Consider the following 20,323-nt stretch of genomic DNA (forward strand, 5'->3'; position numbering starts at 1 on the left):
AGTCAGCGAGATTCACTGTAGGATCTACAGTGAGACCTCTTACAACGCATCGCGAGTGAGCATAAACGTTGCGTGCATACTCGCCGCATCGCTCGCTATTTCTTCTTCGCACGTTCTGTGGCTCGGATCAGCGGCGGACGTTCTTCCGCTTTCCAGTCTTTGATCTCCTGCTGCAACACCTTCACAGCCCTGTTCAGCTGACGATCTCTCCCCGACGGAATTTCTGTGGGCTTCGGCCAGACTATGACATCCGGCACCGCGCCGTTTAGTTCCATGTCTTCACCGGTGGCTTTGACATACCAGCCTCGAAACGGCAGCCGGATCGCTCCCACATCCATGACTCGGCGAATCCCCGTGCTAATCACGCCGCCAGCCGTAGGAACGCCCACCAGTTTGCCGCGCCCCAGATTCTTGATCGCATGGCTGAAGATTTCGGCGTTGCTGTAACTGTTCTGATTGCACATCACCACAATTGGTTTATTCCACGTCGCGTACACCATACGGCTTTGCGGATAACCGGTTCCGCCCCCGCGAGGGATCGTAATCGCGTGCTGAGGTTGCGTGAGCGCCGTGAGAAGGTGGTCAGTGGTTGAGCCGCCACCGTTGTCGCGGACATCAATAATGATTCCGTCCTTGCCGTAGCCGACGTCGTAAAGCTCTCGTTCGAAGTCCAGAAAGCTGGTCCAGTTCATCCCCTGAATATGCAGATAGCCGATGTTGTCCGCCTTCTTCGCCACGAGTTTGCGGTTATCGTCCTGCCACTTCAGATACAACAGCGAACGCACGAGGCTGTAGCTGGTAGGCCGCAGCGTGACGTCGCGAGTCGCGCCATTCTTTCCGGCCGCCTTGACCTTTAACGCGATGTCTCGATCAAGCGGCCCATTCAGCACTCTGGTCAAATCGAAGGCGGGATCCACTGCTGTTCCGTCGATCGCCAGTATGACCTCACCAGGCTCGATCCGGCTGGAATCGTCGGTCGCCGGACCTTCAGGAATGACATCTTTGACCTTCAACCCCGGCCCCTTGAATTTGCTGTCAAAGCGAACGCCAAGGTGTGAGGTCGTTGGGCGCCAGTCATCTCCGCCTTTCAGTTCCGGGGTCAGTGATTCGCCAGGGTAGAAGCCAAGATGCGAACCGTTCAGTTCTCCCAGCATCAACTGGATGACTCGTGCCAGGGAACTTAAATCGCCCGCCGCTGCGGCCGCCGCACCGTACTTGCGGCGAATTTGATTCCAGTTGTGGTTGCCGTAATTGTCGTCGTACCACCAGTCACGCATGATCCGCCATGCGGTATCGAAGCCCGCCTGCAAACGAGCCGTCCGGCTTAGTTCCTGCCGCGCGTTGAAGGTGTACTTCTTTGCTTCACCGGAAAGCGGCTGAAGTCCGGGGATGCCGGATGACAGCCACAGCATGCGATCGGGCGACTTCAGCCAGCCCTTGATGCTGCCCGTGTCTTTGGTGATTTTCTTCGGAGTTAGCTTGTCTGGAAATTCGACAGAATACGTTCCCGCAGCGCCGCCAACGCTGCCTGAAAAGATTAGCTTCTTGCCGTCCGGAGACCAGCCGAGCACCTTCTCGCCCGCGTTGGCGTTTGAGATGCGTTTTAAGCGACGATGAATATCTTTGAAGTCGATGCGGACGACGGGAACGCGGCGTTCGGCCGATTCTTTCAGCTTGTCTTTGGCCTCCGGCTTCTCGGGTTTGTCGCCATCGGTTTCGCTGTTCTTTTCTGTTTCGTTCTCTGACTTCGAATCCGGTTTCGGTTTGTCTTTAAGAAGCGTCTCGCGGGATTTCTCAAGCGCTTTCAGAGCCTTCTGTAGCTTGCGATCGCGCGTGTCGGTGTCTGCGTCTTCTTCAGTCAGCCACACGTAATAGATATCAACTTCGTCGTCGGCTCGACGACCGGTGAAAGCGATCAGCTTGCCATCCGACGACCAGCGAGGGCCCGATTCGTCGTCCGGATGCCGGGAGATGTTGACGGGGTCGGAAGATTGATCCACCGGGGCAATCCAAATGTCGGTGTTGAAGTTATCGTCCGTTTTGTCGTACACGATCCACTGACCGTCGGGCGAGAAATCGTAGTCCGGAGCCGTGAACGATTTCACCAATCGAGTGGCCTCACCCGTTTCCAGATTGCGAATCCACAAGTCGCCTCGTTCACGAATGTAGGCCAGTGACTTACCATCAGGGCTGGCCTGCAGATCGGATTCCAGAGCCGCGTCTTCCGTCAACCACCTCGTCGAGAAGTCCTGATTCTGCCACCAATATTTGGAATCGTCCGTGCGCTGGATTTTGCAGATATCAGGTTCGCCATCCTTCCAGCTCACACAAACAATCGCGTCCCCATCGTTGATGAAGATCGGATCGGACTCAAATTCAGACGTGTGAGTGACTTGCACGGGTTCACACAGTTCAGTTTCCATAACCCACAAGTCACCACCGGAAATAAACGCGACTTCGAGGCCGTCATCACTAAACGTGGCGTCGGTGGCTTCTTTTAGAGTTCGGCGATGAATGTCGTCGGCGAGGTCTTCCCGAGATACGGTGATCTTGATCGCCTGTGGCGGAGCGTCCTTCTTCGGCTTCCACCGGTACAGATTGAACAGGTGTGAAAACACGATCGTGCTTCCATCGGCAGAAATCGTCGGATCGGTGACGAGGTCGTCATCGAAGTGCGTCATCTGCTGCGACTTCTTCGATTGCATGTCATAGTGCCAAAGGTTACGAGCTCCGTTTTCCGCTTTCTGCGACCCGCAGTAGTAAAAGCCTTCACCGTCCGGTTGCCAGACGGGCGAAAAACACCCGGTCGGCAGGTCGAGTAACTTCGAAAACTTTTCCTCGCGAAGGTCGTAGTGCCACACCTGAGCCGACCGAGACCCTTTGTAACCCTTCCGCCACCAACGTTCACCTTCGCGCACAAACAACATGCCCGAACCATCGGGGCTAATTTGTCCCGCCGTGCCGTAACCGTTAAACAGATGTTGCTCCGTAGACCGTTCAGCCGCGTCGATTTTCATGAACCGCTGGCTGTACTTCCAATAGTGATCGCGGCTACCAAGCGTCAACAGAGAAGCCCCGTCCGGGTACCAGCCCTGCAGCGAAAACCCTTCGGTGTGATGCGTTAACTGCTGCGGCGCCAGATCTCCTCGCTTCATCACAAAGACCTGACGACTGCCGGTGCGATCGCTGACAAACGCAATTCGCTTTCCGTCGGGCGAAAAGTGCGGCTCCTGTTCAGCGGCCGGGTGATGAGTCACTCGCGATGCCTGTCCGCCTTTGGTCGGCACCTGCCAAATGTCGCCGCGATGGACGAACAGCAGCGTTTTGCCGTCCGGTGAGAGGTCGGGATCCGTCAGAAGTTGCAGGTGGTCGGCGGCCGTCGTCGTCGTGATAGATACGCAGGTGGCCAACAGCAGAAGAAGACTTCGCATGGAGCATTCGCCGTTTGTACGAGTATGCCGGGTGGGACAACAGGAAAGTTATCCTAGCGGCTCAGCAGCGGCAAATGCGAAAGAAAAACGTGACGCGTGCCCGTCCTCGGTCTCGCTTCGCTCGATCGGCTCTCACAACAAGTTGAGATCGTGCGGAGCAATGTTTTGGAAAGGCCTGATGCACGGACCAAAAACCAGAACGGTTCGCCAATTTGCGAACGCGACAGTTTGTTGCGTTGCAGGATGCGATTGGCCCGGCAGGGCCGAAGCACCTAGCCGTCGGCGTGAGCCGACGGAATGCGACAACAGCGACACACAAGCCCCGAATGGGGCGACAGCAGCTTCCGCCACTGGATTTGCTGTCGCCCCGTCGGGGCGTAAGCACAGAAAAACGCACTTTCCGTCGGCTCACGCCGACGGCTACGTACTTGCGCCCGCTGGGCGGAACCCCACCAATCGCAGTTTCACAATTCGAAGTCACTTTTGCCAACTGTGTGTCAGGCCGAGTCCTCTGTGCGCAACTCTCGCTGCATTACTGCATGCACTCCGACTCAGAGAGTCGGGCCACTAAGAAACAGATCCTAAAACCACCACAGTTCCCGCTGCACAAATTCCACCACGTCGCCAAAGCAGTAGTAGGCCAGCGAACATTCGTTGCAATGCAGGCGAACGGTCACTTCCAGGCCAATGCGGCGGACGGGAATTTCTTCGTCGGCGACGGCGATCATTTCGAACGCGGTGCCCAATTCCGGGTCGGTGGTGGATCTCGTTGCGATAGTGGTCAGATGACACGTGAATTTCGATGACGGCAAACTGACCATCGTGAAGTCGCCTGCGAGTGAGACCGCGTTGGGATCTCCGCTGGCTTCGTTTTGCGTTTGCAGAGCTCGCGTAATATGGCCCATGCGTTTTTCTTCGACCAGCAATTCCAGATGCCACGGAGCTTCGTCAGAATCGTTCATCACGTCGAACAGGTGATCTCCCGCTCGCACAGGCCGGTTGCGCAGTATGTCGAGCCGTTTGAAGTCGGGAATCACACCAGCCGCGGGAGCTCGCACGGTCAGTTTGTTTTCCGCCCGCTTTTTGAGTTTGGCAACCTGAGCCCTGGCGATTCTGATGTCCGCCTGGTTGGTGATCTTTTCAATTTCCAGCCGATTCCATTCATCGGCCTGCTGCTCGGTGTTCAGTCCCGCCTGACTTCGCATAATCTGTTCGCGCAATTCAAGCTGCTTGTTCAGTTCACTTTCGGCGTCGCTGATTTCCTTCGCCAGATCATCATTTTCCAGAATCAACAGTGGCTGATCCGCGACCACTCGAAAGTCCCCATTGGCATCGGGTTGAATAAGGATGTCACGGATTTCACCGTCCCAGGTCGCAAACACGGCATGCTGTTCGACGGGCATTAGCTTGCCATCGGCGTCCACCGGATACGGCAACCGAATCAACGTCATCGCAGCGACTATGCCGGCCAGCGCCAGCAGCACAGCTGTGGTAATGGCCAGCTTCTTACCGTGGAACCATTCAGACACCTGCCCGAAGAATTTGAAGATCGACTTTCCGAAAATGCGACCGTGCGTTCGTGAGTTCCACATGGCAGCGCCGATGTGGTCGGCCAGCAGCTCGGCTCGCTGTTCAAGTTCGGGCGCGGGTTCTGATTCCGCCACCTGTTCGACAACCACACAACCGATCGCTTTCGGACGTTTCGTTTTGCGTTTGCGTTCGGCGTCCTCGCCCTGTTCGCGGACCATTTCTTCGTTCTGGAACAGCGGCACGATCATGATCATGCGCGAACCGCTTTCCTGCACGAAGTTGGCCAGTGGCTTTTCGATTTGCGGAGGCAGGTTTTCGATTTTCCCGGCGTACAGAAGCGTTTCGCCCATGTCGATCACGCGACGACACAGCTTCGACATCGCCACAATCAGATTTGCTCGCGCGTTGACGGATGTCTGACCGCTGACCGCTCGAACCTTGACACTGCTGCCCTTTTTCGTGACCACGCTGAAGCGGTCACAGCCCAGCAAAGGGCGACCGTCGCTGGCCGATGCGTCCGCGACTTCCTGTTCTTCCAGCGAACGTTGAATCCGCAAAGTGAACTGTTCAAAGTCTGTCCAGAACTTGCTCTTTAGATCGGCCGATAGAGCGGCGTTGCGTCGTTTGCCTTCGATGTAGCGCGAAGCGTAGCCGCACATTTGTTCCAGAAACTGCATGTACCCGGAACGCGCTTTTTCGGGAACATCGGTGCGTTGAAACAATTGCACAACGCCGACGCAGTCTTTTTCTTTATGCAGAGCCGACAGCACCATAACGTGCTCAGTCGGAAGGTCGACGCCCTGCCCGTGCATCAACGTTTTGGCTTCGCCCGTCTGCAGCACATCAACCAGCAGCTTTTCGTTGATCTGCATTGCGCCCGGCTTTTCGCGCAGGCCAGTTTCTTCCAGATTGGTTTCAGCCGCCAACGACAGACGACCGCCGTCGCCAATCATCCAGACGGCGCCAGCGCGAGCGCCAATGGCAGTCACAACGCGGTTCAGAAATTCCTGAAAGAAGATGTTCGGCGGAATCTCCTCGCCGGACATCTTTTCCACTTCCCGAGCCAACTGCATGACTCGTTCACGCACGCGTTTGAGATTATCTTCGGATGACCCACCGTTTTCAGACATTGCAGTTCCAACGCTTCGACAGACTGTCGAGTTCGAATTTGTTCCACCCAGCGCGACTGGCAGCATTTTCGCGATGTACGGGTGACCGATCGTAAACAGACGCAGAATCCCGCCTAATCCAACGGAAGTGCAGGCGGAATATCGGCTTACGGCCTGTTACCTCTTAGTGCGGAGTGTTGCATAAGCCAGTCATCAGAGCAACATCGGCGCGACCGCGATCGCTCCAGTGGTCAGCTCGCCGAGGCACCAAACCATCCCAATTCGCCTATTCGATGTGATTGTACCCTGGTAAAGGCGTGAGTCTTCCAACCCTGCGCGGGAAAAGGGAGCCCAGGACACGGGCAGTGGAATAGCGAGCGCACAAAAAAAGGCTCGACGCTGCGTTTGCAACATCGAGCCTTTTGGAGTTCGCTTTTCACTGCGCCGGTAGCGTCAGTCGGTTCGAAAACCGCTATGCCGCCTGTTCCAGACTGCTGTCTTCACTCTCGTCTTCGTAAACGAGGTAGTAGATGTTGCTGGACGCTTCTTCCAGAAAATGCTTGATGTTTTCACTTTGTGTGTTTTCGATCAGGCTGTCAAGAATCTCAACGACACGATCCACTTCGTCGCTGCAGATTTCTTCGAATTCCTGATCGTCGACTGCGTCAATGGTTTCTTCAGACATCGTGATTGGTCCTTGTTTCCAGGGTTATTTCGGCCTGAACGTCGTTAACGCATGCGTTCAGCGTGTGCTTCGACCGGTAGGAAAGAATTCGTGTCGTGAACGATTTCTTTCGCAGAGCGGGATAGTGACGCATTCCGAAAACCGCGTCACCATCAGTCTCTGCAGGGTTCAGTATCGGAATGAAGGCAGACCCGCCTTTGATACATTCCGGATCCCGCACACCGCAGGAGGCGCAGCAAACCGACGTGTACCGGCATCTTTTGCCCACACCCAACAGTCGGAGCATCCGGAAAACTGGAGGGATGGCGAGTGGACGGGGGATGGCGACTTTAAGACCGCCTACCGCGAATCTCGCCGACTTGTGCTCGCGGAACATGCGTTTCGGACGATGAAGGCTGTTTCTCACGAGCCCGAACCGTCCACAACAAAAAGTAGACTGCTTTAAATGCAGTACTCAATCGTATCGAAGTCCTGAATATGAACGGGTGGCTGCAGTAGAATGGCCTGAGCGACGTGCATCGCTTGAGCTCGCAGTTCGGGCACCGCCACGGTTTCCCACAGCGTGCCTTTGAGGATGGGACCGATGGCGTGCAGGAACGCAGAAGACTGACCGTCCGCATCGATGACAGCAAAATGACTGTCGACGGCGATCCCCATATCCATGTCATCCGGTTTCGCTAAACCGCGTGCAAACAGTTGCTGATACAACGGGATACCGGAATTCGAAAATCGTGCCTTCGGGCCGGTACAGTTTATTACAAGGTCGCCGTGAACTGTTTGTGGTTGACTACTGGTGTCGATCAGCGAAACGTCGATCGTCCGTTCTTCGGCAGACAGCGATTGAATCGTGGCAGGAATGATCGTTAGCTGACCACAGTCCAGCGAATCGGTAATCGCGTCGTGGATCGGGCCAGCGATGCGGTGACGGATCACGTTCCAGCTTGGAGCGTACTCTTTCAGGAATCGTTGCTTTTCTTCGATGGTCAAATTTTGCCAAAAAGCCTGAGTTCGGCCGCGTAGTTTGTCGACGGCGATCGCCGGATTCTGGCTGACGCCGCGCAAACGTTCGCAATCCTGACGAATCAGTTTTGACAGTTCCTGCAGACTTCGGTGCTGGCCGTCATCGGGAACCACACTGGGCCACTGAATGCCTCGGAAGTGTCGCTGCGGCAACATGCCGTTGCGTGAAATCGCTGTAATGCGGCCATTCCAGCCCTTCTTGCGCAGCGTCACCACGACGTCTACCGCCGTCAGTCCCGTCCCCAGGACAACAATGTGAGCGTCGTCATTCGGCAGACTTTCGTGCCAGTTCTTCCACGGGTTGCCGACGTATCGCGAATCGCTGGCCAGCCGTTCGGCTCCCGGCAAACCGGCGGGCGGTTGGTTGCCCGTGGCCAGCAGGACGTTTTGCGCTTCGATCGGCTGACCTTTTTCAAGCAGCACCACTCCACCATCACCGCGCGGTTCGATGTCTACGGCCGTGTCTTCAATAACCTTACATTCGACCTGCGAGCGTGGATCGTGGGAACCGAGAAAGTGAGTCGCCACACCGCGCACGTAGTCGCCATAAATCTGACGGGGAACGAATGTTTCGCGCAGTTCGGCATCAGGCACAGAATCGAATTCGCACCTTGACCGCAGCCAGTGAAAAAAGTGATCCGGATGATCAGGAAAGGCAGACATGTTGCGCGCGGCGACGTTCAGCAAATGTTCAGGCCGCGTCGTGCCGTACGCGGTGCCTCGACCAAACGGCCGGCCGGAATTCACAATGACGACGCGTTGCTGCTTTTTTGCGAAACGGACAAGATTGACGGAAGCCAGAGTTCCGCTGAATCCTCCACCGATGATGGCTGTTGTATTCATGCGCGTCGAGTTTGCTTCCGGGGTAGTGGTCTGAACGGGTTCAAGATTGACGGGAGTATAGAACGCGGGATTGCGATTGAATATGCTTGGCAGACGCGGTTGCCCTGATTGTTGTCCAGAGAAAACAGCGTGCGTTGTCCGTTTGTTTGTCACCACGTATTGAAACTCGCATGTTGGACTATCTACAAAGGATCCTGAACGCTCATGTTTACGACGTGGCCGTCGAAACACCGCTGGATCCGGCAAAGAAACTGTCGGAACGCCTGCGCAACCATGTGTGGCTAAAGCGGGAAGACCAGCAGTCCGTCCACAGCTTCAAACTGCGCGGCGCCTTTAACAAGATGTCGCGTCTGTCGGCGGACGAACTTGCCCGCGGCGTTGTGTGCTCTTCGGCCGGCAACCACGCTCAGGGTGTGGCGCTCAGTGCTTTGCATCTGGGCTGCGAAGCTCACATCGTCATGCCTGAAACGACGCCCGAGCTAAAGTCCGACGCTGTTCGAGCATTGGGCGGCCACGTCGTGCTGCACGGAGACAGCTATACAGATGCGTTTGACCACGCGATCAAACTGCAACAACAGCACCGCTATGTGTTCGTGCATCCGTTTGACGATCCGGATGTGATTGCGGGGCAGGGGACCATCGGCATGGAGATTCTGCGGCAGCATCAGCGTCCGATCCACGCCGTGTTTGTGCCCATCGGTGGTGGAGGCCTGATATCCGGCGTCGCGGCGTATATCAAAGCGGTGCGGCCTGGGATCAAAGTTATCGGTGTTCAAATGGAAGATTCCGACGCCATGCTTCAGGCGATCACCGCTGGTCACCCCGTCCGGCTGCAGGACGTGGGGCTGTTTTCTGACGGAACCGCGGTAAAGATGGTCGGCGAAGAAACCTTCCGGCTGACAAAGCAGCTTGTGGATGACTTTGTAAAGGTCGATACCGACGCGGTGTGCGCGGCCATTCGAGATGCCTTCGAAGATACTCGAAGCATTCTCGAACCGGCCGGAGCGATGGGGATTGCCGGCCTAAAGCAGTATGTCAGCGACCACGATCTGCGAGATGAAGTTCTGGTGGCGGTGACGTGTGGAGCGAACATGAACTTCGACCGACTGCGTTTTGTGGCCGAACGAGCGGACGTGGGCGACGAACGGGAAGCGCTGTTTGCTGTGACGATTCCGGAAGAACGGGGCAGCTTTCGACGGCTATGCGAAACGATCGGCCAACGTAGTGTGACGGAGTTCAGTTATCGGATGAGCGACGAACGTGAAGCTCACGTGCTGGTCGGGTTAAGTATCCGCAATCGTGAAGAGGTCCCCGAAATCAGCGCGGCGTTGTCCGCTGAAGGGTTTGACGCATTGGATCTGGTCGACGACGAACTCGCAAAACAACACGTGCGATACATGGTTGGCGGGCGCAGTCGGCTGCACAACCAGAACTCGCACAACGACGAACAGCTGTGTCGATTCCAGTTTCCTGAACGACCGGGCGCATTGATGAGGTTTCTGTCGCGGATGAATCCCGGCTGGAACATCAGCCTGTTTCATTATCGTAATCAGGGAGCTGACTACGGCCGAATTCTGGTCGGCATCCAGGTTCCGAAGCATGACCTGACGGCATTCGGAGAGTTCATCGATACGTTGGGTTACCGCTGCGTCGACGAAACGACGAACCCGGTGTACGAACGTTTTTTACGTTAAGGACAGCTAAGAGAACCGGGACGATCCGTTTGGGGCGCTGACGGATTACGTTCCCTGTTCGCTTTTCCAGACTTCCAGCGCGGCGGTTAGAGCTTCCAGTTCGGATCGAAGAAGTGGCAACCGTTCGTTGGCATCGGCAAGTTCATTGTCGCGACACATCGTTTCGATTTCCTGAGCCACCTTGACGGCCGCGGTCGCTTCGAAGTTCGCACACAGGCCCTTGAGACTATGAGCCAGACGAGTCGCTTCGGTTGGGTTGTCTGACTGCAAACACTCCTCCAACTGCTGCATCAATCCGGGCGAATCTTCGAAGAAGTAATCGACCATGCTGCCCAGGATTACCGCATCATCTCCCATGCGTTTGAGTGCGACATCGACATTCCAGACAGGTTTTTGATCCTGTGGAGGCGAGGGCGGTTCGGGGGAGGCTGGAGGCTCAACTGTGCGACTGCGGTACCGCCACGTGCCTGATTTGGTAACCAGCGACAGCTGCTGGCTCTTCGATGATTGCTGGCCTGCTGCGAGTTTTTCCAGCGTTCGCAACAGCAGGTCCGCGTCCAGCGGTTTGGGAACGTAGGCATTCATTCCCGCTGCCAGACAGGCTTCGCGGTCGCCACGCATGGCATGAGCCGTCATGGCGATGATAGGAATCTGCTTGCCTGTTCCGCGTTCAAGCTCGCGAATCGTTTTTGTGGCCTGCAGCCCATCCAACACTGGCATCTGCACGTCCATCAGCACCACGTCAAAGTCAACGCGTTTGCGCAGGTCAATCGCTTCACGGCCATTATGAGCGATCGTAACGTCGTGACCTCGCTTCTTTAGAATGGCGGATACGACTTTTTGGTTGGCAGGAATATCTTCCGCCACCAAAACGTTCAGACTGCGCGGTGCAGCGACGATGGCCTGGTCCGGCGAACGCACGACGGCGACATCACCAATCGCCTCACGAATCCCATTCAGCAGACTCGACTGCGACACAGGTTTTTCGACAAACGCGCCGACGCGAAGCCCATCGGACCGTCGCCGAAACAGGTGCTTATCAGCTGGCGAAAGCATCAGGATGCTGGCACCAACAGATTCAGTCGACTGTTCAAGCTGTTGCAGCAATTCGATTCCGTCGGCGTTGGGCATGACCGCATCCACCAGCAACAACGGAAACCCTTCTCCTTCTTCCGCCGCCGCCTGCAATTGCTGAATGGCGGATTCAGTGCCGTCGGCCGTACAGGGAATCATGGACCATGATTCGAGCATCTCTGCCAGGATGCGCCGCGACGTTTCATTGTCATCGACGATCAAAACGCGAGTTCCCTCCAGCGCGTCGATGGGCATTGAATCTGCAGAAGTCTGAGCGTCAGTCGCGGCGGCCACTTCTACAGTGACGGTGAAATGAAACCGACTGCCAACGCCCGGTTCGCTTTCCAGCCAGATGCGACCGCCCTGCAACTGAGCCAGTTCGTGGCAGATAGAAAGTCCGAGTCCGGTGCCGGCATACGACCGCGTCATGGACGCATCCACCTGAGTGAACGGTGCAAAAATTCGTTGCTGGTCTTTTTCGCTGATCCCGATCCCCGTGTCAGACACGCAGAAATGCAGCGTCACACTTTCGCCCGCGTCCCAGTCTGAAGAATCAGCCGCGTCGTAGTCTACAGGTTCCACCGTGACGACCACTTCGCCCGTTTCTGTAAACTTAACAGCGTTGCCCACCAGGTTCGTCAACATCTGACGCACGCGTACTGCGTCCGCGACGACTCGCAACGGTACGTCCGGATGCACCTGTGCTGCCAGTTCCAGTCCCTTTTCATGAGCTCGCAGGGACAGCGAACGCATTGTTTCTTCCAGCATGCGGCGAACGTCAAACGGTGCCGGATCAAGTTCGAACCCGTCGGCTTCCAGCCGTGAAAAATCAAGAATGTCGTTGATCAGAATCAACATCGCGTCCGCCGAATCTTTCACTGTGGTCAGATAGTCGCGGACGGATTCGCTAAGTGGCTCGTTCAGCGCCAGATCGGTCATTCCCATAATGGCGTTCATGGGAGTTCGCAGCTCATGGCTGATATTCGCCATGAATTCGCTTTTCGCCTTGCTGGCCTGTTCGGCCGAAATCATCGCCTGCCGCAGTTCGGCCTGAGCCTGGCGACGGTGAGTGATATCGCGTTGAATGCTGGCCGATTCCGTGACTTTGCCCGCCTGATTTCGCAACGGCGCCAGTGTGATCGACACATCGACAAGCGAACCGCACTTTCGTCGCCGAACGGTCTCAAACTGGTCAAGTCGTAGTCCTCGCTGCAACGCGTTCGCAACTTCGGGCTCTTCTTCGTCCATTCCTTCCGGAAGAAGCATCGTGACTGACTGACCAATGGCTTCTTCCGCTGAATATCCGTACAGCCGCTCGGCTCCATGGTTCCAGCTGGTAATCGTGCCGTCCGGACGTTTGCTGAAAATAGCGTCGCTGGATGTCTCAATGATGTCAGCCAATCGCTGACGGTCCTCGCGGCGGACTTGAGGATTGGGACTCGAAGAAGGCGGTGTCATAGTGTCGAGCGGCGTGGAAAGGGCAATTGTCAGGACTGGCAGCGCGAGCGCGTGAGACGGTGAGTGCAGTGAGTGCAGTGAAAACTGGCGGCAATTTGCTACAGAACGGGGGGCTCCCGGCCCTGATTGTCGCAGCACATCCTGTACCGTGCTGAAGCATCATTTGAATTGCGAGTTACGTTGGCAGAGAATGAAAGATGAGCCCCTGCGCAGGACATCCGAAAGGCCCAACTTTTGCATGCCAGGGAAGTTTGGGACTGGTCGTTCCCAACGCCCCGGACTTTAGTCGGCAACCCTCATCGTGTCCACAAGCGTCCGTCGCTGACGGGTCAACGTTCGCGCTGGTTGGCGAACAACCAGCGGCCGGTGGTCGAGTTTCATCTATTATCCTAAGAAAACGCCCTATGACGATTGCCAGCATTAACCCTGCGACAAACGAGCAAATCAAGATGTATCCGCCGCTCACCAAAGACGAAGTGTCTGCGGCAATCGAGAAATCTGACGACGCTTATCAAACGTGGAAGACGACATCTTTTGTCGAACGAAAAACGATCCTTCTTAAGCTCGCCGAAACTCTGCGCGCCAACGTGGACAAATTCGCACACCTGATCACGCTGGAGATGGGAAAACGGATCTCGGAAAGTCGCTACGAAATCAATTACTGCGCGAACATCGCCGAATTCTACGCCAACGGTGCGGAAACATTTCTGGCCGATCAGCCCATGGATGTCGACGATGTAGACGCGTACATCCGCCACGAACCACTCGGCGTCATCATGGGCGTGATGCCATGGAATTTTCCGTTCTACCAGGTCATCCGCTTTGCCGCACCAAACGTCATGGCAGGCAACACCGTAATGGTGAAACACGCCAGCAATGTTCCTCAATGTGCCGAAGCCATTGCAGACCTGTTCCGGGAGAGTGGCTTGCCGGATGGGGTGTACACGAATCTGTTCATTCCGACCGAGTTTGTCGAACTGATCGTATCCGACAAACGAGTGCAGGGCGTATCGTTGACCGGCAGCGAAGTCGCCGGAGCGGCCGTTGCCTCACTGGCAGGAAAAAACCTGAAACGCAGCGTCCTGGAACTCGGCGGCAACGACCCGTTTATCGTGCTGGACGACGCGGACGTTGAGAAAGCCGTCACGCTGGCGGTCAAAGGCCGTACCGTTAACGCGGGGCAATCATGCGTGGCGGCCAAACGATTCATTGTGGTGGACGAAGTCGCTGACCGGTTTCTTTCCGGATTCAAGCAGCAAATGTCACAACTGGAAATGGGCGACCCCGCAGACGAACAGACAACTCTGGCGCCGCTCTCTTCTGAAGATGCGGCCGTCAAACTGCAAAAGCAAGTGCAGGCCACAATCGACGCCGGTGCCACTGTTGTACTTGGCGGCGATCGACCGGATCGGCTTGGAGCGTACTTCAATCCGACAATCCTGACCGACATCACGCCTGAGATGCCAACATTCGATCAGGAATTGTTCGGTCCGGTGGCCAGCGTCTACCGAGTCAAAGACGAGGCGGCAGCGATCGAACTGGCAAACCGTTCCTCGTATGGGCTCGGTGGCAGCGTTTACACACAAGACGCCGAACGAGGGCGCCGCGTCGCCGAGCAGGTGCAAACAGGCATGATGTTCATCAACCAGCCAACGCGATCACAGGCGGAGTTGCCGTTTGGTGGTATCAAAAACTCCGGCTACGGTCGCGAACTCTCACACCTTGGCATTTTGGAATTCATCAACCGAAAGTTGATTCACACCGGGCCAAAGAAGTCCTGAAGCCAACGTTTATGCCTGAGCAGCCTGTCCGGCGCTCGTGTCTTTGCGGAACAGCAAATCGCTAACAGGCATCTGCGCGCGGCCCGACGCTTACCGCGTGAGTCGCAAGCCAGTCGGTGCCAACCTCACGTGAGAAAGCCGGGCCGTTGTGAAGGGCCCGGCTGAATTGCGATCGTTCAATCTTCAGACGGCATGATCATTCGGCGGCGTCCGCTTTCTTCTTGCCTCTGCCTTTTTTCTCGCCATCCTTCGCCTTGCCTTTGCCACGTTTCTGACCGGGCAGTTTGGCCTGCTGTTCTTCCGTCAGAACCTTCTTTAGTTCCGCGACGACTTCGGCACTCAGCTTCTTCTGAAGGCCCTGCAGTTCTTTTTGCTTCGTCTTCTGCTCGTTGGTCAGCGTCACCGCGGCCATGACGGCCTTGCGAGCTTCCGCGCCCTTCTTGCCCGCTTCCCTCGCGGTTTTTGCGGCAGCACGCTGCGCCTTCATTTGCTCATCCGTCAGCAATTCTTTCTTCTTGCGAGCCAACTCTTTGGTGCGTGTGGCGAACTGCTTGTCGATCTCCGCCACCTTCACTTTTTGCTCTTCGGTCAGATCCAGTTTGCCCACAAAACGTTGAGTCGCGGTTGGTTCCTTGCGACCGCGTTTGCCCTTCGCTGTCTTTTCTTTTTCGTCCGCTACGCCGACGCCGGACACCAATGCGATCAGTGTCAGGCACATGAAACTACGAAACATTGTCATTCCACGGTTCTCCTCTTGCAGGCTCAAAATCACAGGCTTGCGTTTGATTCGACGCTCACGAACATCGGCCAACATGGCGACTCGCACACTGGACGATGCGCCTTGAGGTTGGATTATTTCAGGCAGTTCGTGAAATTTACGATCCTGGCCACCTGAACCGGGTCCGGGACAGTGTCGCGGGGGCGGCGGCGTGAGTAGGATTCGGGCCGTGGTTCGCTGGCACTTATCGGGAAAATTGAACATGAAACGACTTCGGCTGGGAGCCGCAATTCTGAACCAGACACCTCTGGACTGGGAAGGCAACACCGACCGGATTCTGGCGGCCATCGAAATGGCTCGCAGCAACGGCGTGAGCGTTCTGTGTCTGCCCGAACTGTGCATCACCGGTTACGGCTGCGAAGACATGTTCGTTTCGTCCCACACCTGGCGCACGGCGTGGGACATGCTGCAGAAAATCATTCCGGCGACCAAAGGCATGATCCTTTCGATTGGTCTGCCTTTGTACATCACCAATGGCGTCTACAACGTCGCCTGCATCGCGGCTGATCGTAAGATCGTAGGCATTGTGCCGAAGCAGCATCTGGCCGGCGACGGATTGCATTATGAACCTCGATGGTTTCGAGCGTGGCCGGCGGAAACCATCAGCGAGTATTCTCACGATGGCAGTGCCTCGCCGATTGGTGATTTGATTTTCGAATGCGACGGAGTCCGGTTCGGCTTCGAAATCTGCGAAGACGCCTGGGTGGCCGGGCGACCGGGCAACCGCATGGCCGAATGCGGCGTAGACGTCATCCTGAATCCCAGCGCCAGCCATTTCGCCTTCGGCAAGCACGAAATCCGCAAACGCTTTGTACTGGAAGGCTCGCGAGCATTCGGCGTCAGCTACATCTATGCCAATCTGGTGGGTAACGAAGCGGGCCGAGCAATTTATGACGGCGGCGCGTTGATCGCTTCGGCTGGAGAACTGATTGCCGCCGGGCCACGCTTTGGTTTTCGCGATGTCGACGTGACGGTCGCCGATGTCGATATCGACCTGTCTCGCACCCGCCGCGCGGCCGTTCATGCCACACCTTTTGACGTGACCGACGACGTTCAGGAACGAATCGCTCACGTCCCCGGTACGCTGGAAACTCCTGACCAGCCGTACAAATCCACGGCGGATGTCGGCGCGGAATCTGAGTTCAGCGAATTCACTCAGGCCATTTCGTTGGCGTTGTTCGACTACATGCGAAAAAGCTACTCCAACGGCTTTGTGGTCAGTATGAGCGGCGGCGCAGATTCTTCCGCGACGGCCTGCCTGATTCGCTGTATGGTCGAACGAGCAACAGCGGATCTGGGCATCGACGGCTTCCTTCAGAAAGTTGCCTACTTAAAAAGTATTGCCGCAGCCAACGATCTGGATGCGATCATGTCGCAACTGTTCACCGGCGTGTATCAGGCCACTCGCAACAGCTCCGAAACCACTCGCTCGGCTGCCGAAGCAGTCACCAAATGCGTGGGCGGTACGTATCACGAACTTGATGTCGACGGACTGGTCGCCGGCTACACGCAGGTTGTCGAAGGTGCCATCGGCCGCGAGCTGAAATGGGAAACCGACGACATCACTCTGCAGAATATCCAGGCAAGAACCCGTTCGCCCGCCATCTGGATGTTCGCGAATCTGAAAAACGCTTTGCTGCTTTCCACCAGCAATCGTTCCGAAGCAGCCGTTGGTTATGCAACAATGGACGGCGACACGTCTGGCGGGTTGAGTCCCATTGCCGGAATCGATAAGGCGTTTCTTCGTGATTGGCTGAAAGTGATGGAGGCGGATGGCTCAGCAGGCGTGGCCGCCATTCCAACGCTGTCGCTGGTCAATCAACAGCAGCCGACCGCTGAGTTGCGTCCTTCGGAATATGACCAGACCGACGAAGGCGACTTGATGCCGTATCCGATTCTGGATGAGATCGAAAATTACGCGATCGGCGACAAACTGGCTCCGGCGGAAGTCCTGCAATGCCTTGTCGAACAGCATCCCGAGATCCCGAAAGATCAGCTTAGCGAATGGCTGAAGCGCTTCTTTCGACTATGGTCCCGCAACCAGTGGAAGCGGGAACGCTACGCGCCTTCGTTTCATGTGGATGACAAGAACCTGGATCCCCGTACGTGGTGCCGGTTCCCGATCCTTTCGGGCGGATTTCGGCATGAGCTCTCGCAGTTGGATTAGTCGGAACCGGACAACGATTGGTGCAACAAATGGCTGACGGCTTTCACACAACTCAATGGAGCGTCGTGCTGGCGGCGGGTGATGACCAGCGGGGCAGCCATTCGCATCGAGCGCTGGAATCACTTTGTCAGACATACTGGTCGCCGCTGTACGCTTACGTGCGCCACAAAGTTCGTGACGAACATCTGGCTCAGGATCTGACGCAGACGTTTTTCGAACGCCTTCTGGAAAAGGAAACTCTGGCCACGGCTGATCCGCAACGAGGACGGTTTCGCACCTTCCTGCTGACCGCCTGCGAACGATTTTTGATCAACGAATGGCAGAAAGACAACGCCATAAAGCGAGGCGGCGGCCGCAGAACGCTGTCGCTGGATTTCGATGCGGTCGAGGCGCGGTATTCTTTGGAACCGCAGGATCGGCTGACGGCGGAAGTCGTTTTCGAACGGCAGTGGGTGATTGCGTTGATCGATTCGGTGCTGGCGCAGCTGAGGCAGGAGTACGTCGACCGGAATCAGGCAAAGCACTTCGACTGGCTGAAGCCGTACTTGACCGGCGGCGGCAGGCAAACTTATGCGGCTCTGGCCGAAACGATGAACAGCACAGAAGCGGCCGTCAAAATCGCCGTGCATCGCCTCAGAACGCGTTATCGCGACCAGATTCGTTCCGAGATCGCTCAAACGGTGGCTTCGCCGGACGACGTTGAGGACGAAATCCGCAGGCTTTTCGAAGTGCTGGCGGAGAAACGTTAAAAATCTTTGTAACCTTTGGCTGAGGAATCTGAACAGTATTTTGAGTGCTGTTTTACCTGTTTGTTTGCCAGAAGGCCGAAGATGTTTGATTCAAGGGAATGCCCGGAATGCGGCTCCCGGATGGCCGCCCAAACGACTGAGGGGCTCTGTCCCCAATGTCTGATGGCTGCCGCCCTGAGCGACTCGCCGTCGGCAGAAGACGGAGCCGGTGCCGAATTCGCGCCAACGATGAAATCTGATGCGAAGTTTCGACCGCCAAGTGTAGAGTCACTCGCACAGTGTTTTCCACAGCTTGAGATCATCGAGCAAATCGGTCAGGGCGGCATGGGAGCCGTCTACAAAGCTCGGCAAACCAAGCTTGATCGCATCGTCGCACTCAAGATCGTGCGACCGGATAACGCGGACGATGCGTCATTTAACGAGCGGTTCGATCGTGAAGCGAAGACGCTGGCTCGGCTAAATCATCCCAACATCGTCGGCGTTTACGACTTTGGTGACACAGAATTCGACGTCGGTCACGGCCCAACAGTGTTGTATTATTTTCTGATGGAATTCGTCGACGGCATGAATCTGCGCAGCTTGATTCGGTCGAAGGAAACCACCCCCAGTCAAGCGTTGGCGATCACAGCTCAGATTTGCGACGCCCTGCAGTACGCTCATGATTGCGGCGTGGTCCACCGCGACATCAAACCGGAAAACATCCTGCTGGGCACCGATGGTCGCATTCGCATCGCTGATTTCGGCCTGGCGAAGCTGGGCGGCGACACGGAACTGGCGGGACTCACGGGAACACGGCAGGTGCTGGGCACGTTGCAATACATGGCCCCTGAACAGATGGCTCAGTCGAAAAAGGTAGATCATCGAGCCGACATTTATTCGCTGGGAGTCGTCTTCTACGAAATGCTAACGGGGGAAGTTCCGGCGGGCGTATTCGAACCGCCTTCGAAACGGTCAGGCGTGGACCACCGTCTGGACGAAGTCGTCATGCGAGCCCTCGCCAGTAACCCGGATCAACGGTTTCAAAAGGCGAGCGACGTCAGCAGCCGCATCAGTGTGATTTCATCGATCGCTCCGACGGCAGCTGCGATCTCGGATCCAAACTATACGGCCGGTGCATCAACAATTTTCGAAAACGGCGTGGCGGCGGTGGCCGCGTTTGTGAAGGCGGGAGCTAAAGGCTTTGCTGCGCCGGTCGGTAACGACCTGGACACTACCGGCGTAAGCGATGTGGTGCTGGATCGGCAGCAAGTGGAAGCTGATGGCCTGCCAGACGTGTGCATCGTGTGCGGCGCGTCAACGAAGCGCAGGACGAGCAAGGAGTTTCAGTACATGTCAGAGAATCTGACCGGTGTGATGGTTCTCTTCATGATTTTGTTTTTCCCGATCGGGATTGCAATTGCGATCATGGGCACAAGGACGGTGCGTGGGACGCTGCCGATATGTCACAAGCACCGACACCACTGGAGCAAACTGTATTGGTGGGCCGGACTGGGGTGGTTGTTGATTCCAACTGGTGTCTTTCTGGGGTTGTGGGTGGGGAATTTTTTCGGCAGCGGCCCCCAAAACCCCGCGCTCCTGATAGGCTGTATTCTGTCCGGGATTGCAGCGTACGTGATCCCACTCGTCTACATGGGGACGACTCGCGTGGCAGTCGGTAAGATCACAGACACAACGATCAGCCTAAAACGCGTGGCCGTGAAGTTTGCCCGAACGGTGACAGATGCGGCGTGACCACTGCTTTACCAGGGGGAAGAGTTGGGGTTGTGATTATCAGCCGACGGGCATGGGCCGCCGGTTGTTCGCTTGTGAACCGGGGCTAACGCTGGGCTGTTAAAAAACTGGGATTGCGTGGGTTATTGGTTTGCGCAACTTTTGTTCCGCCGGGCAGCGGATGTTTCACTGTATTTTTCGCCCGGAGGGCGGCAGAACGTAGCCTCGGGCGTCAGCCCGAGGTTGGCGTCCGACGCACAAACAAGCCCCGGAGGGGCGGCAGCGAGAACACCG

General features: G+C 56.4%; 11 protein-coding genes. 5 read left to right on the forward strand and 6 right to left on the reverse strand.

The features are described 5' to 3' along the window. Window positions 1-95: 95 nt before the first annotated feature. The 4 genes from Fuma_RS16260 to Fuma_RS16280 all read right to left on the reverse strand — a co-directional run bounded on the left by Fuma_RS16260 (window position 96) and on the right by Fuma_RS16280 (window position 8,618). The gene (locus Fuma_RS16260; RefSeq protein WP_077025055.1) at window positions 96-3,431 is read right to left on the reverse strand and encodes a S41 family peptidase; all 3,336 of its coding nucleotides are present in this window, start codon (window positions 3,429-3,431) and stop codon (window positions 96-98) included. Window positions 3,432-4,012: 581 nt separating this feature from the next. Beyond that, complete coding sequence (locus Fuma_RS16265) at window positions 4,013-6,091, reverse strand: HlyD family secretion protein (protein ID WP_145944210.1); 2,079 nt, start codon at window positions 6,089-6,091, stop codon at window positions 4,013-4,015. A gap of 451 nt (window positions 6,092-6,542) precedes the next feature. Beyond that, window positions 6,543-6,755, reverse strand: coding sequence for a hypothetical protein (locus tag Fuma_RS16270; protein ID WP_077025057.1), 213 nt, complete (start codon window positions 6,753-6,755; stop codon window positions 6,543-6,545). A 441-nt stretch (window positions 6,756-7,196) separates the two neighbouring features. Beyond that, window positions 7,197-8,618 carry an FAD/NAD(P)-binding protein gene (locus Fuma_RS16280; protein WP_077025059.1) on the reverse strand — a complete coding sequence of 474 codons (1,422 nt, stop codon included), beginning with the start codon at window positions 8,616-8,618 and terminating at the stop codon, window positions 7,197-7,199. 170 nt (window positions 8,619-8,788) lie between these two features. On the opposite strand from Fuma_RS16280, the gene ilvA reads away from it, so the two are divergent. Continuing rightward, entirely contained in the window at window positions 8,789-10,312 is a 1,524-nt protein-coding gene (gene ilvA / locus Fuma_RS16285) for a threonine ammonia-lyase, biosynthetic (RefSeq protein ID WP_083732092.1), read from the forward strand. Between the two features lie 45 nt (window positions 10,313-10,357). On the opposite strand, the gene Fuma_RS16290 is transcribed toward ilvA, so the two are convergent. After that, window positions 10,358-12,844, reverse strand: coding sequence for a response regulator (locus Fuma_RS16290; protein ID WP_077025060.1), 2,487 nt, complete (start codon window positions 12,842-12,844; stop codon window positions 10,358-10,360). Between the two features lie 404 nt (window positions 12,845-13,248). On the opposite strand from Fuma_RS16290, the gene Fuma_RS16295 reads away from it, so the two are divergent. Further along, complete coding sequence (locus Fuma_RS16295) at window positions 13,249-14,625, forward strand: NAD-dependent succinate-semialdehyde dehydrogenase (RefSeq protein WP_077025061.1); 1,377 nt, start codon at window positions 13,249-13,251, stop codon at window positions 14,623-14,625. 196 nt (window positions 14,626-14,821) lie between these two features. On the opposite strand, the gene Fuma_RS16300 is transcribed toward Fuma_RS16295, so the two are convergent. After that, window positions 14,822-15,364, reverse strand: a complete 543-nt coding sequence (locus Fuma_RS16300) for a hypothetical protein (RefSeq protein WP_145944211.1) — start codon at window positions 15,362-15,364, stop codon at window positions 14,822-14,824. 241 nt (window positions 15,365-15,605) lie between these two features. Between Fuma_RS16300 and nadE the strand changes: the two genes are divergently transcribed. From nadE to Fuma_RS16315, 3 genes are all read left to right on the forward strand, one after another. Further along, window positions 15,606-17,570 carry an NAD(+) synthase gene (nadE, locus tag Fuma_RS16305; RefSeq protein WP_077025063.1) on the forward strand — a complete coding sequence of 655 codons (1,965 nt, stop codon included), beginning with the start codon at window positions 15,606-15,608 and terminating at the stop codon, window positions 17,568-17,570. A gap of 29 nt (window positions 17,571-17,599) precedes the next feature. Then, a complete protein-coding gene (locus Fuma_RS16310; protein ID WP_077025064.1) occupies window positions 17,600-18,319 on the forward strand; it encodes an RNA polymerase sigma factor in 720 nt (239 codons plus the stop codon). A 162-nt stretch (window positions 18,320-18,481) separates the two neighbouring features. After that, window positions 18,482-20,050, forward strand: coding sequence for a serine/threonine-protein kinase (locus Fuma_RS16315; RefSeq protein ID WP_077025065.1), 1,569 nt, complete (start codon window positions 18,482-18,484; stop codon window positions 20,048-20,050). Window positions 20,051-20,323: the final 273 nt, after the last annotated feature.

It is taken from the genome of Fuerstiella marisgermanici, assembly GCF_001983935.1.
In the GTDB taxonomy this organism is placed as follows: Bacteria; Planctomycetota; Planctomycetia; order Planctomycetales; family Planctomycetaceae; genus Fuerstiella; species Fuerstiella marisgermanici.

Bases quoted from the DNA above. Each gene is read 5' to 3' on its own strand.
- Fuma_RS16260 (WP_077025055.1), bottom strand. From the start codon at position 3,431: ATGCGAAGTCTTCTTCTGCTGTTGGCCACCTGCGTATCTATCACGACG.
- Fuma_RS16265 (WP_145944210.1), bottom strand. From the start codon at position 6,091: ATGTCTGAAAACGGTGGGTCATCCGAAGATAATCTCAAACGCGTGCGT.
- Fuma_RS16270 (WP_077025057.1), bottom strand. From the start codon at position 6,755: ATGTCTGAAGAAACCATTGACGCAGTCGACGATCAGGAATTCGAAGAA.
- Fuma_RS16280 (WP_077025059.1), bottom strand. From the start codon at position 8,618: ATGAATACAACAGCCATCATCGGTGGAGGATTCAGCGGAACTCTGGCT.
- ilvA (WP_083732092.1), top strand. From the start codon at position 8,789: ATGTTGGACTATCTACAAAGGATCCTGAACGCTCATGTTTACGACGTG.
- Fuma_RS16290 (WP_077025060.1), bottom strand. From the start codon at position 12,844: ATGACACCGCCTTCTTCGAGTCCCAATCCTCAAGTCCGCCGCGAGGAC.
- Fuma_RS16295 (WP_077025061.1), top strand. From the start codon at position 13,249: ATGACGATTGCCAGCATTAACCCTGCGACAAACGAGCAAATCAAGATG.
- Fuma_RS16300 (WP_145944211.1), bottom strand. From the start codon at position 15,364: ATGACAATGTTTCGTAGTTTCATGTGCCTGACACTGATCGCATTGGTG.
- nadE (WP_077025063.1), top strand. From the start codon at position 15,606: ATGAAACGACTTCGGCTGGGAGCCGCAATTCTGAACCAGACACCTCTG.
- Fuma_RS16310 (WP_077025064.1), top strand. From the start codon at position 17,600: ATGGCTGACGGCTTTCACACAACTCAATGGAGCGTCGTGCTGGCGGCG.
- Fuma_RS16315 (WP_077025065.1), top strand. From the start codon at position 18,482: ATGGCTGCCGCCCTGAGCGACTCGCCGTCGGCAGAAGACGGAGCCGGT.